The sequence below is a fragment of the Kitasatospora sp. NPDC088160 genome, assembly GCF_044741445.1.
Lineage (GTDB): Bacteria > Actinomycetota > Actinomycetes > Streptomycetales > Streptomycetaceae > Kitasatospora.
The window spans coordinates 494,127-507,082 of the sequence record NZ_JBIUSS010000002.1 but is presented as its reverse complement, the minus strand read 5'-3'; the positions used below and the strand labels follow the sequence as shown (position 1 = coordinate 507,082).

The window sequence follows — 12,956 nt, the reverse complement described above, 5'->3', positions numbered from 1 at the left end:
TTCAGCTCCTCTCCGGCTCGTGCGGCTGGTGCGGCCCCTGCGGACCCTGTGGCCCGGCCGGGTCGCCGAGTCGGTCGAGCAGCGCCGGGGCGAGGTCGACGAGGGCGGCCGGGCCGCCGAGTTCCTGGTGGCCGTGGTCGGTCCGGTGCCGCAGCAGCCGGCCGCCGTCGAGGTGGGGCAGCCAGCTCTCCGGGTCCTGGACGGGCCCGCTGGTCTCGGGGACGGCCTCGATGAGGAGCAGGTCGCCGCGGTACCCGCCGGGGCGGAAGGCCCGGCCGAGCCGGACGTTGTTGTCGTAGACCTCGGCGAGCGCGGTCAGGTGGTGTTCGGAGAAGACGGAGAGCGGCGAGTCGGAGTCCTTGGCGAGGGCGAGGAACTCCTCGGCGGTCGGCGCGGGCGCGTCGGCGGGGCGGTCGACGCCGGTCAGCCGCAGCAGGGCGTTGCGGACGTGGCCCTGCTCGGCGAGCACCTCGGCCTCCGAGCGGGCGGGCAGGTCGGCGAGCACGTAGCTGTCGAGCATCGCGAGCAGGCCCACCTCCGCGCCCTGCTCCTGCAACCGGGCGGCCACGGCGTAGGCGACCAGGCCGCCGAACGACCAGCCGAGCAGGTGGTAGGGCCCGTCGGGCTGGACGGCGCGGATCTCCCGCACGCAGTCCTCGGCCACCTCCTCCAGGCTGGCCGGCAGCGGCCCCCGGCCGTCGAGGCCGCGGGACTGCAGGACGTAGAGCGGCCGGTCGCCGAGCGGCCCCAGCAGCGCCGCGTACGTCCAGCCGATCCCGGCGGCCGGGTGCACGCAGAACAGCGGCGCGCCGGTGCCGGTCGAGCGCAGCGGCAGCAGGGTGGCCAGCATGGACTCCAGGCCGTCCGCGGGCGGGGCGGGCTCGGCGGCGTCGGCGGTGGCGTCGGCGGGGAGCGGGGTGCGGGCGGGCCCGGCGGTCGCGGGCCAGGAGTCGAGCAGGCCGAGGGCGCCGACGGTGGTGTCCGGCTCGGCGACGAGGGTGTCGAGCAGCCCCAGCAGCCGGACGAGCAGGGCGTCGGCGGCCTCGGCGTCGACGGCGTCCTCCCGGTGCAGGATGTCGAGTTCCAGTCCGCCGTCCCTCGGGATGGCCATCAGCGACAGCGGGTAGTGCGCGGCCGTCTCGCTGCCCGAGCCGGTGATCCGCACCCCCGGGAGCGCGTCGCCCTGGTCGCCGGACTGCGGGAAGTTCTCGTACACCATGACGGTGTCGAAGAGTTCGCCGAGGCCGGTCGCCCGCTGGATCGCGGGGATTCCCAGGTGCTGGTGGGCGATCATCCGGACCTGCTCGCGCTGGACCCGGGTCAGCAGCCCGGCCAGCGGCTCCTCCGGCCGCAGGGTGATCCGCAGCGGCAGGGTGTTGATCAGGAAGCCCATGACGGACTCGGAGCCCGGCAGCTCCGGCGAGCGGCCGTTGACGATGATCCCGAACACGGTGTCGGGGCGGCCGGTCCGCTCGGCCAGCAGCAGCGCCCAGGTGGCCTGGAGCACGGTGTTGAGCGTGATGCCCAGCCCAGCGGCGAGGGCGCCGAGCCGTTCGGTGCGCTCCTCGCCCAGGGGCCGGTAGCGGCGGCCCGGCCACCCGTCGGCGGGCGGCAGCCCGGGCGGCGTCACCAGGGTGGGTTCGATCGGCGCGGCCAGGGCCTCGCGCCACGCCCGGCGGGCGGCCTCGTGGTCCCGGCCGGCCAGCCAGGCCAAGTGGGCGCGCAGCGGCACCGGCTCGGGCAGTCCGGCCGGGTCGCGGTACAGGGCGAACAGCTCCGGCAGGAGGAGCTGGTTGGACCAGCCGTCGATCAGGGTGTGGTGGGCGACCACCTCCAGCCGGTACCGCTGCGCTCCCACGCCCTCTCCGGGGCCCAGCCGGAGCAGGGTGAAGCGGATCAGCGGCGGGTCGGCCGGGTCGAACCGGGTGGTCCTGGCCTCGGCGGCCAACCGCTCGGTCTCCGCCTCCTGTTCGGCCGCCGTGAGGCCGCTGAGGTCCAGCTCCGTGAACGGCGGCAGGCGGTCCGGGACGACCTGGACGGGTCGGCCGTCGGGGAGGCGGACGAACCCGGCCGCCAGGTTCGGGTGGCGGCGGCAGAGCGCCTCGACGGCGCGGCGCAGCGCCACCGGGTCGAGCCGCCCGTCGAAGAGCATCCACAGCCGCATCACGTAGGCCCCGCCGCCGCCCTGGCTGTGCTGGGTGGGGAAGAGCAGCCGCTCCTGGAGCGGTGTCAGCGGCAGCACGTCCCGGTGGCCCGGGAACCGGGCCCGCAACCAGGCGCGTTCGGCGGCGTCCAGCGGGAGCAGTTCGCCGTCGGCGGGCCGGCCGGCGCCTTGGTCGGCGGGGTCGAGCACGGTGGCGACGGCCGCGAGTCCGGCCGGGGTCGGGTGCGCGAACACGTCCTCCGGGGCGAGCGCCAGCCCGGCCCGCCGGGCCCGGCGGAGCAGCTTGATGGAGCGGATGCTGTCGCCGCCGAGGGCGAAGAAGCTGTCGTCCGGGCCGACTTCGGGCAGGCCGAGAACGCCGGCGAAGAGCTCGCGCAGCACCTCGACGGGGCCGGCGGCCGGGACGGCGGGGGGCTCGGGCGTGGTCCCCGGCGCGGCTCCGGCGGCCAGGGCGGCGAGCGCGCCGCGGTCGGTCTTGCCGTTGGCGTTGGTCGGGAGGTCGTCGAGGAAGACCAGGGCGGCCGGGACGACCGGTGCGGGCAGCACCTCGCGCAGCGCCGCCCGGACGGCCTCCGGATCGGCCGGGCGACCCTCGGCGGCGACCAGGAAGGCCGTCGTGCGGCGGTCGCCCTCGCCGTCGTCGGTGGCGACCACCACGGCCCGCCGGACGCCGTCCAGCTCCGTCAACCGGGCCTCGATCTCGCCGAGTTCGATCCGGTGGCCGCGGATCTTCACCTGGTGGTCGGTGCGGCCGGCGTACTCCAGCTCCCCGGCGGCGGTCCAGCGGGCGAGGTCCCCGGTGCGGTACATCCGGGCGCCGGGCGGGCCGAACGGGTCGGGCAGGAAGCGCTCGGCGGTGGCCCCCGGCCGGTGGGCGTAGCCCCGGGCCAGGTAGTCGCCGGCCAGGTAGAGCTCGCCGGTGACGCCGACCGGCGCGGGCCGCAGGGCCGGGTCGAGGACGTGGGCGCGCACGTTGCCGATCGGCACGCCGATCGACGGTTCCCCGTCCGCGCCGGGCGGGCACGCCCCGGCCGTGGCGTACACGATGGCCTCGGTGGGGCCGTAAAGGTTGAACACCCGGGCGTCCGGGTTGCGGGCGTGCACCTGGCGGACCAGCGCGGCGGGCAGCGGCTCGCCGCAGAACACGTAGGTCGTCGCCCGCTCGCGCACCCACTCGGCCCGGGCCACCTGCTGGTACACCGACGGGACGGTGTTGACCAGGCTGCCGGACCAGTCCGGGCGTTCCAGCAGCGTGAGCAGGTTGTCCACCAGGTCGACGCTGCCGCCGACGAACAGCGGCACCAGGAGCTCGAAGACCGACAGGTCGAAGGAGAGCGAGGTGGAGCCGAGCACCCGGGAGAGGGCCTGGGGGCCGAGCTCGGCCGCCGCCCAGGCGGCGAGGTTGGCCACGGCCCGGTGGGTGACCACCACGCCCTTCGGCGTCCCGGTGGAGCCGGAGGTGTGGATGACGTACGCCGCGTTGCCGGGCAGCGGGCCGGTGGGCTTCGCCTCGGCGGGAGCGGCGCCGGCGGTCTCGACGGGAGCGGGCTCGACGGCGGCGGGCTCGTCCAGCAGGACGACGGACGGGCCGTCGGCGGCCGGCTCCGGAAGCACGGCGGCGGCCAGCTGCGCCGTGGTCAGGACCACCCGGGGACGGGCGTCCGCCAGCACGAACTCCACCCGGCCGCGCGGGTGGCCCGGGTCGACCGGGAGGTAGGCGGCGCCGGCCTTCAGCACGCCCAGCACGGCCGCGACCAGGGCGGGCGTGCGGGGCAGCAGCACCGCGACGACGTCCTCGCGGCCGACGCCGAGACCGGCGAGCAACCGGGCGATCCGCTCGGAGCGCCCGTCCAGTTCGGCGTAGTCCAGCACCTCGCCCCCGCCGCGCACCGCGACGGCGGACGGGGTCCGCGCCAGCTGGGCGGCGAACGCCGCGGGCACGGTGGTCTCGGGCACCGCGTGTCCGGTGGCGTTGGCCTTCCGCAGCAGGGCGAGCTCGTCCTCGCCGGCGAGGTCGAAGGAGTGGATGGGCTCGTCGGGCCGGGCCGCCAGCCGCGCCAGCAGCCGGACCAGTCGGCGGTGGGCCGCCGGGTCGGCGCCGTGGCCGCCGGCGGCGACCCGCCACGCCCCGTCCGGGTCCGCCGGGCCGGGGGTGGGGTCGGCGCGCAGGAACAGGCCGGGCAGCGGCTCGCCCCAGGCGCGGGCCAGGACGGCGACCGTACCGGGGCCGTACGCCACCCGCTCGGCGCTGTCGGCGATCCCGGTGACCAGGCCGTACCCGGAGGACGGGCCCCAGGGCAGGTCGAGGTCCGGCCGGTGGCCGTGGCGGCGGGCCGCGCGCAGGGCGCGGCCCGCCTGCCGGAGGACGGCGGTGAAGCTGAGCCCGGGGGCCGGGGCGAGGCGCACCGGGACGACCAGGCCGCGGCCGCCCGGGCCGGGCGCCGGGCTCCAATGTCCGAGCAGCAGCTCCCGGGTGCCGGTCAGCCGGTGCGCGTGGACGGCGGCGGCGGCGAGCAGCACCGCGGCGGGGCCCGCGCCGCCGGCCCGGGCGACCCGGGCCAGTGCGGCCGGGTCGGCCACCGGCAACCAGGGCAGTTCGGCCGGCGGCGCGACGGCACCGGCCGGGCGGGCGGCGGCGGGCTCGGGGCCGGCGGCCCCCAGGACCTCCCGCCAGTACGCCCGGTCGGCGTCCGGGTCCGGGGCGGGGACGGGGGTGCCGAGGGAGGCGGGGGTGCCGAGGGAGGCGGGGGCCGTCCCACCGTCCTCGGCGTACAGCTCGCCGGCCCGGCGGACGAGCGCGGCCAGCCCGGCGTCGTCGTCGACCAGCCGGTGGTGGCGCTGGAACCAGCTGAGCCCGCCGTCGGACCGGCGGATCAGCACGTGGCGCACCAGCGGCCCGCCGAGCAGGTCGAGCGGGCGGACGAGCTCGGCGGCGAGCCAGCCGTCCAGTTCCTCCGGGTCGAGGTCGATCACCGCGACGGCGGGCGGCTGGGCCGGGTCGGCCGGGCGGAGCAGGCCGCGGCCGCCCCCGGCGGCGGCGCGGTAGCCGGTGTGCAGGTCCGGGCGCTCGGCCAGGGCCCGGGCCACGGCGCGGCGCAGCCGGTCCGGCCCGACCGGGCCCTCGAAGCGGACCAGGCGCGCCACGCAGTCGGCGGGCAGGGACGGGGTGTCCCGCAGGACGGCACGCCGGGCGGCGTCGAGCGGGGTGGCGGTGGAGCTGCTCACAGGGCCCTCACGGTGTCGTCGTCGGAGTGCGGGGTCACGCTCTCGGGCGCGTCGGCGTGGTCGGCGTGGTCCGCGCAGTCGGCCCGGTCCGCGTAGTCGGCGTAGTCGGCCGCCACGTCGTGGACCGGGCGGTCGGGCTCGGCGAGCAGGCCGCGCAGCAGCTCGCGCAGGCCGGTGGCGAAGCCGGTCGCGGTCGGCGGATCGAAGAGTTCGGGGGCGTAGTGCACGGTCAGCGCCGTGGGGGCGGCGCCGTTCTCCGCCCGCCACCCCAGGTCGAGTTCGGCCCCGCGCGGGCCGACGCCGTGGCCACCGCCACCGCCACCGCCGTCGCTGTCGCCCCGGGAGCGGACCGGGGGCTCGACTCCGGGGCCGGCCGTCCCGTCGGGGGTGGTCCGTCCGAGCAGGTCGGTGAAGGCGGGTTCGTCGGCGAGGTCGGCCCGCAGCAGGGCGCCGCCGGGCAGGCCGACCGCCACCTCGTCCTGGCCGGAGATCCACGAGAGCAGCACCAGCCAGCCGGCCCGCAGCACCCGGTCGGGGTGCGGGCCGGACCGGGCGATCGCGCCGCGCAGCGACTCGTCGACCGGGACGGTGACGCTGCGCTCGGTGTAGTCGGGGCGGCCCGGGCGGGGGCGGTCGGTGGGGACGTCGAGCCGGACGGGCCCGGGCGGGCCGCCCGCCGGCACCTCGGCGGGGGCGGTCGGGACCGCGTCGGCGGAGACGGCCGCCGGCGCCCCGGCCCACAGCCGGGAGATCGGCAACTCGCCATCGGCGGCGGCGAGTTCACGGAGCAGCTCGGTGTACTCCTCGACGAACGCGGCCGCCGTCTCGCTCGTGAACAACTGGGTGCTGAACTCCAGGCAGGCGGTCATGGCGTCGTCGCCGACCCGGTCGGAGGTGATCAGGGTGAGGTCGAACTTGGCGGTGCCCGCCGGCAGGCCGCCGAACAGGTTGCCGGCGCTGTGGCCGATGTCGAAGTACCCGGTCGAGGTGCCCTCGATCTGCTGGATCGGCGGCAGCTCCTGGTGCACGTAGAACACGTCGAACAGCGGGCTCCGGCCCGGATCGCGCTCGTCCGTCAGCGCCTGGACGACCCGGTCGAAGGGGATCTCCTGGTGCTCCAGGGCCTCCAGCACCACGGCGCGCACCCGGTGCAGGAAGGCGGTCACCGACGGGGCGCCGGACAGGTCGGCGCGCAGCGCCACGGTGCTGTTGAAGAAGCCGATCAGGCCTTCGAGTTCGGGCCGGTTGCGCCCGGTGGTCGGGATGCCGACGACCAGGTCGTCCTGCTCGCTGCGGCGGGCCAGCAGCAGGTAGAGGCCGGCGAGCAGGACCACGAAGAGGGTGACGGAGCGGTCGGCCGCGAGCCGCCGCAGCTCCCGCATCAGGGCGGCGTCCACGGTGAACACCGCGAGGTCGCCGGCGTGGTCCTTGCGGGCCGGGCGCGGGTGGTCGGTGGGCAGCCGCAGCACCGGCGCGTCCCGCAGGGTCTCGCACCAGTAGGCGAGTTCGCGGTCCAGGGCCGGGCCGGCCACCAGTTCGCGCTGCCAGGCCGCGTAGTCGGCGAACTGGACCGGCAGCGGTGCGAGCCGGTGCGGGCGGCCCTCGCGGCGGGCGGCGTACAGCTCGGGCAGCTCGCGTTCGAAGATCCGCGGTGAGGCGCCGTCGTTGACGGCGTGGTGCATGGTCACCTGGAGCACGTGCTGCTCGGGGGCCGTCCGGACCACGAGCACCCGCACCAGGGGGTCGTGGGCGAGGTCGAAGCGGTGCTCGGCGGCCTGCCGGACGAGTTCGCGGGCGGCGGCGAGCGGGTCCGGATCCGCGGAGACGTCATGGAAGGTGAAGAAGTCGCCGGGCTCCGGGCGGATGCGCAGCACCGGCTCGTCGTCCTCCTCGGCGAAGTTGGAGCGCAGCACCTCGTGGCGCAGCATCAGGTCGTGCCACATGCCGCGGACGGCGTCGACGTCGAGCGGGCCGCTGATCAGGCTGACCATCGGGAGGTTGTAGAGCGTGGTGCCGGGGTCGAGCTGGTGGTGGAACCAGATCCGGTCCTGGCCGAAGGAGGTGACCGGGGGCGTGTCGCGCGGGGTGATCGGCGGCAGGGCGGGGGCCGCGGGGGCGCCGGCCCGGCGGCGGATGAGGTCGGCGAACGCTCCGACGGCGGGGTGTTCGTAGACGTCGAGCAGCCGGGGGCGGAAGCCGAAGCGGGTCTGGATCCGGTCGGCGAGCTGGAGGGCGATGATCGAGTTGCCGCCGAGTTCGAAGTAGTCGGCCTCCGGGCCGGGCGGCTGCTCGCTGTGCAGGAGTTCTCCCAGGACTTCGGCGAGCCAGCGTTCGGGGTCCTCGGCGGGGCCGGTCCCGGTGCGCTCGACGGCGGGTGCCGCGGACGCGACGGGCGCGGTGGGCACGGCGGGCAGCGCGGGGGCCGCCGGTGCGGGCCGGATCCAGCAGGGGGTGGCGGCCAGCGGGTGTCCGGGCAGGCGCAGCCGGCGGGCGGTGCCGGGCTCGGGGCCGAGCGCCGTCCAGTCCAGGTCCAGGCCGCATTCGTACAGCCGGCCGAGCAGCGCGGCGAACCCGTCGTCGGCGGCCGTGACCAGCCGGGCGCCGTCCTGCCCCTCCGGGCCGAACCGCTCGGCGAGCAGCCGGCCGAGGACCCCGCCGGGGCCGGGGTCGAGGAACACCACCGGTCCGGCGGCGGCGAGCCGTTCGGCCGCCGCGACGAGCCGGTCCCGGTCGGGCGGCGCGGCCTCGGCACCGGTGCCGGTGGCGGTGGCGAGTTCGCGGGTGTCCTCGGCGGTGAGGGTGCCGAGCAGGTACCGGGCGGCGTACCGGGAGACGCCGCTGCTCAGCACGGTCTCCACGGGCACGCCGCAGCGCGACAGCTCGCGGTGGAGGGCGAGTTGGCCGGCGAGCAGCCGGGCCGCCGGGCCGGTGGCGGGCAGCGTGTCGGGCAGCGTGTCGGGCAGCGTGTCGGGCAGCTCCGCCGGGCCGGGGGCGTCGGGCGCGGCGTCCGGGGAGAGCAGCAGGCAGACGGCGGGCGGCCTGGTCCGGCCGCCGCGCGGGGCGCCGCCGGCCGGTGCCGAGGCGTCGAGCCGGGCCGCCCGTTCGAGCAGGGCCCGGCCGAGCTCGGCGGTGTCGCGGGCCCGCACCGCCACCCGGTGTCCGTAGTGGGTGCGCCCGGAGTTGAGGGTGAGGGCGACGTCGTCGAGGTCGGTGTCGCGGGCGGCCGGGCCGGTCAGCGCGGCGCCGAGGTCGGCGCAGAGCCGGGCGAGCGCGGTGCGGCTGCGCGCGGAGACACCGACGAGCCGGGGGGTGCCCGGCCGGTCGGCGCGCGGGGGCACGGGCGGCCGCTGGACCACGCAGTGGGCGTTGATGCCGCCGAGGCTGTACGAGCTGACGCCGGCGATCCGCTCCTCGCCCTCCCAGGGGCGCAGCGCGGTGACCACCTCGACGGGTTCGAGGGCGGCCTCGTCGACGGGCCGGCGGAAGTGCAGGGACGGGTACAGCTCGCCGTGGCCGACCGCGAGGACGGCCTTGACCAGGCCGGCGATCCCGGCCGCGTGGTCGAGGTGGCCGACGTTGGTCTTCACCGAGCCGATCGGCAGCCGCCGGCCCCGCGCCCCGAACCCGCGCGGCCCGAACACCTGGGCCAGGCCCTCCAGTTCGACGGCGTCGCCGAGCCGGGTGCCGGAGCCGTGCGCCTCCAGGTAGCCGGCCAGGGCGGGGTCGAGCCCGGCGGCGCGCCAGGCCGCGCCGATCACCGCCGCGTGCGCGGGTGCGCTCGGGGTGCTGATGGTGGCGGCCGCGCGGCCGTTGTGCCGGACGGCGCTGCCGCGGATCACGGCGTGGACGGGCGTGCCGTCGGCGCGGGCCCGGCCGAGGGTGGTGAGCAGCAGGACGGCGCCGCCCTCGCCGCTGGCGGTGCCGTCGGCGTCGGCGTCGAAGGCCCGGCAGCGGCCGCTCGGGGAGACGAGTTCGGTCATGCCTTCGGTCTGCCGGGCGGGCAGGCCGCCGGGGCGCAGGCTGAAGCCGCCGGCGAGCGCGTACTCGGCCTCGCCGTCGCGCAGTTCGCGGCAGGCCTGGTGGACGGCGACGAGCGAGCCGTTGCAGCCGGTGTCGACGGCGTAGCAGGGGCCTTCGAAGCCGAGCACGTGGGCGATCCGGGCGGGCAGCGCGAAGGGCACGTTGCCGAGGGCGCTGAGCGGGCCGGGCTCGGTGGCGGCGCCGAGGTAGCCGGAGGCGGCGGCGCTGAGCACCACGGCGACCTGGCGTCCGCGCAGGGCGCTCGCGGCGTAGCCGGCGTCCTCGACGGCCTGGTGGGCGAGGACCAGCGCGATCCGCTGCTGGGGGTCCATCAGGGCGGCCTCGCGCCGGGAGAGGCCGAAGAAGGCGTGGTCGAAGGTGTGGACGTCGGCGAGGTGGCCCATCGGCAGGTAGCCCGCGTCCGGGTCGAGTCCGGTGGCAGCGGCCCGGGCGGCGGGCATGTCCCCGACGGAGTCCCGGCCGGCGGCGAGGTTGGCCCGGAAGGCCGCCAGGTCGTCGGCGTCGGGGAAGCGGGCGCCGATGCCGACGACGGCGATGTCGGTGTCGGCGGGGGCCGTCGCTGGGGTCCTGGTCACTGCTGCTCTCTCCCGTTCGTCAGACTTCGTACGCGGCGTCGGGCCGGGCGCCGCCCGTGGGCGCTCCGGCCGCCGGGGCGACGGGCTCCGGGTTGGCGGGCTCCGGGGCGACGGGCTCCGGGGCGACGGGCTCCGGGGCGACGGCCGCGGCCTGCTCGGCGACGGTGCGCAGGTCGAAGAGCCGGCCGACGCGGACGGCGCCGGGCCAGCGGCCTTCGAGGCGCAGGTGGAGTTCGACGATCCGGTGCGAGTTGCCGCCGACGGCGAAGAAGTCGTCGTCCGGTCCGAAGTCGCCGTGCCCGAGGACCTCGGTCCAGTAACGCGTCACGAGCCGCGGGGCGCCGTCCGCCTCGGCGGGCTCGTCGCGTCCGCCGAGACCGTCCGGCCCGCCGGTCTCGCCGGGGTCGCCGGTCTCGCCGTGGTCTTCGGCGAGTAGGGCGCGCAGCACCTGGAGGTCGGTCTTGCCGGACGGCGCGAGCGGGAAGCCGGCCACCCGGACGAAGCGCTCCGGCCGGGCCTGGCCGCCGAGCAGGGCGGTGCAGTGCGCCAGGAGTTCGGCGGTGTCCGGCGCGGGGGCGGCGGGGTCGGCGGGGAGCCAGCACGCGGCCAGCGCGGTGGTGCCGTCGGGGCCGGTCACGGCGAGGACGGCGGCCTGCCGGACGGCGGGGTGGCGTTCCAGCGCCGCTTCGACGGCCTCGCGTTCGACCCGGACGCCGCGCACCTTGAGCTGCCCGTCGGCCCGGCCGCGGAACACCAGCGCCCCGGTGGGGTCGGCGGAGGCGAGGTCCCCGGTGCGGTACATCCGGGCGCCGGGGGTGGTGGCGAAGGGGTCGGGGAGGAAGCGCAGCGCGGTCTCGGCCGGGCGCCCGGCGTAGCCCTCGGCGACCTGCGGCCCGGCCACGTACAGCTCGCCGGTCCGCCCGGGCCCGACCGGGGCGAGCCGTTCGTCCAGCAGGTGGATCCGGTTGCCCGGGGTGGACCGCCCGATCGGGACGGGGTCGAGCGGCGCGGACGCGACCGGCTGGGCGAGCACGGTGACGGTGGTCTCGGTGGCGCCGTACTCGTTGACCAGCCGGGTGCCGGGCAGGACGGCCCGGTGCCGCTCGGCCTGCGCGGCCGACAGCGCCTCCCCGCCGACGATCCACTGCCGCAGGTGGGCGTCGGCGCCGGCCAGGTGGGGCAGCACCAGCACGTGGAACGAGGGCGGGCTGACCGCCACCTCGACCCGGTGGCGGCGGATCAGCGCGGCGGCGGCCTCCGGGTCGGGCAGGGCCCGTTCGTCGGGCAGCACCGCCGTGCCGCCGCCGCAGAGCGTGTGGAACAGCATCAGCAGCGGCGCGTCCCAGGAGAGCCGGGAGGCGGTGAAGGTGGTCGCGGCGGGGCCCTCGGCGCGGGAGGCGACCAGGTGGGCGAGCGCGCCGCGGGAGACCAGGACGGCCTTGGGCTCCCCGGTGGTCCCGGAGGTGGTGACGGCGTAGGCCGGTGCGGTCGGGGGCACCACGGCGTCCGACCGGCCTGCGTCCGGAGACACGGCCGGGGCCGGGGCCGGTCCGCTCTCGGCCACCACCGTGACGGGCTGCCCGCAGCCGGCCGTCAACTCCCGTACGGCGGCGGGCGGGGTGGCCGGGTCGCCGTCGTCGTACACCAGGACGGCGCAGCCGCTGTCGCGCAGCAGGGCGCGCACCATCGCGGCGGGGCGCTCGGGTTCCAGGACGCACCAGGCGGCGCCCAGCCGCAGCGCGGCCAGCATGCCGACGACGGTGCGCACGCCCTGGCGGCGGTGGATCAGGACGAGCCGACCGGGGGCGACCCCGACGGCGGCCAGCCGATCGGCCAACATGCTTGCTTCGAGATCGAGTTGACGATACGTCAGGCTCTGCTCGCCGACCGTCACGGCGGTCCGGTCGGGCAGCGTACGGAACCGCTCGCGCATCAGGTCGAGCACGTCGGGGGCAGGGCGGCCGGCGGTCACGGGCGGGTCCCGTAGGCGTAGAAGCCCAGCCCGGTCTTGCGGCCGAAGTGTCCTCGCCGCACCAGGTCGAGCAGCAGGTCGCAGGGCCGGAACCGCTCGTCGCCGGTGGTCTCCAGCAGGACGTCGAGGGTGTCGACGATGGTGTCGAGCCCGATCAGGTCCGCCGTGCGCAGCGGGCCCATGGCGTGGCCGAAGCACTCCTGGAAGATCAGGTCGACGGTCTCCGCGTCGGCCACGCCCTCCTGCACCCGGGCGGCCGCGTCGTTGACCATCGGCATCAGCACCCGGTTGGAGACGAAACCCGGCGAGTCGCGGACGACGTGGGCGCGGCGGCCGACCCCGGCGAGCAGGGCGAGGGTGGTCTCCAGCGTCCGGGCGGTGGTGGCCGGGCCGCGCACCACCTCGACGGTTTCCTTGAGGTACGCGGGGTTCATGAAGTGCGTGGCGAGCACCCGGTCGGCCCGGTCGGTGTAGGAGGCGAGCCGCTCGACCGGGATCGCCGAGGTGCAGGAGGCGAACACCGTGGCGGGGGCGCAGACCCGGTCGAGCTCCCGGAGCACCCGCTCCTTGACGGCCAGCCGCTCGGAGGCGCACTCCACCACGAAGCCGGCCACCGCGAGGCGCCCGAACTCGTCCGTCCAGTCGACCAGTTCGACGGTCTCCGCCGCCGAGGGGCGGGCCTCGCCGGGGGTCTCGGCACGAGCCTCCCCGGGGGCCGGGCGGCGGCCGAGCAGCCGCGCGGCGCGCAGCCCGTCCCGCAGCCGGCCGGGGCCGGCGTCGAGGGCGGCCCGCTGCCGGTCGACCACCACCACGGGGTGCCCGGCCGCGGCGAAGACCTGGGCGACGGCGGTGCCCATCGTGCCGGCGCCGACGAGCCCGACCGGGATCCGGTCGGTGCGGGCCGCCCGGGCCTCGCCTGCCTCGCGGTTCTGGGTGTCTTGCGGGTGCACGGTGTCCTTCCTGGTCACGACGGATTCCG

The 12,956-nt window shown here is 77.5% G+C and carries 4 protein-coding genes; all 4 read right to left on the bottom strand.

Annotation, left to right across the window (positions count from 1 at the left end; all coding sequences use genetic code 11):
- Position 1: 1 nt before the first annotated feature.
- Genes ACIOGZ_RS04670 through ACIOGZ_RS04655 form a run of 4 tightly spaced genes read right to left on the bottom strand, consistent with a single transcriptional unit; the run spans position 2 to position 12,834 of the window.
- Entirely contained in the window at positions 2-5,389 is a 5,388-nt protein-coding gene (locus tag ACIOGZ_RS04670; protein WP_400984835.1) for an amino acid adenylation domain-containing protein, read from the bottom strand.
- Complete coding sequence (locus ACIOGZ_RS04665; protein ID WP_400984833.1) at positions 5,386-10,005, bottom strand: condensation domain-containing protein; 4,620 nt, start codon at positions 10,003-10,005, stop codon at positions 5,386-5,388. The genes ACIOGZ_RS04670 and ACIOGZ_RS04665 overlap by 4 nt, the downstream gene beginning before the upstream one ends.
- 19 nt (positions 10,006-10,024) lie before the next feature.
- The gene (locus tag ACIOGZ_RS04660; RefSeq protein ID WP_400984830.1) at positions 10,025-11,977 is read right to left on the bottom strand and encodes a non-ribosomal peptide synthetase; all 1,953 of its coding nucleotides are present in this window, start codon (positions 11,975-11,977) and stop codon (positions 10,025-10,027) included.
- Positions 11,974-12,834, bottom strand: a complete 861-nt coding sequence (locus ACIOGZ_RS04655; RefSeq protein ID WP_400326650.1) for a 3-hydroxyacyl-CoA dehydrogenase family protein — start codon at positions 12,832-12,834, stop codon at positions 11,974-11,976. Before ACIOGZ_RS04655 ends, ACIOGZ_RS04660 begins: the two co-directional genes overlap by 4 nt.
- Positions 12,835-12,956 lie beyond the last annotated feature (122 nt).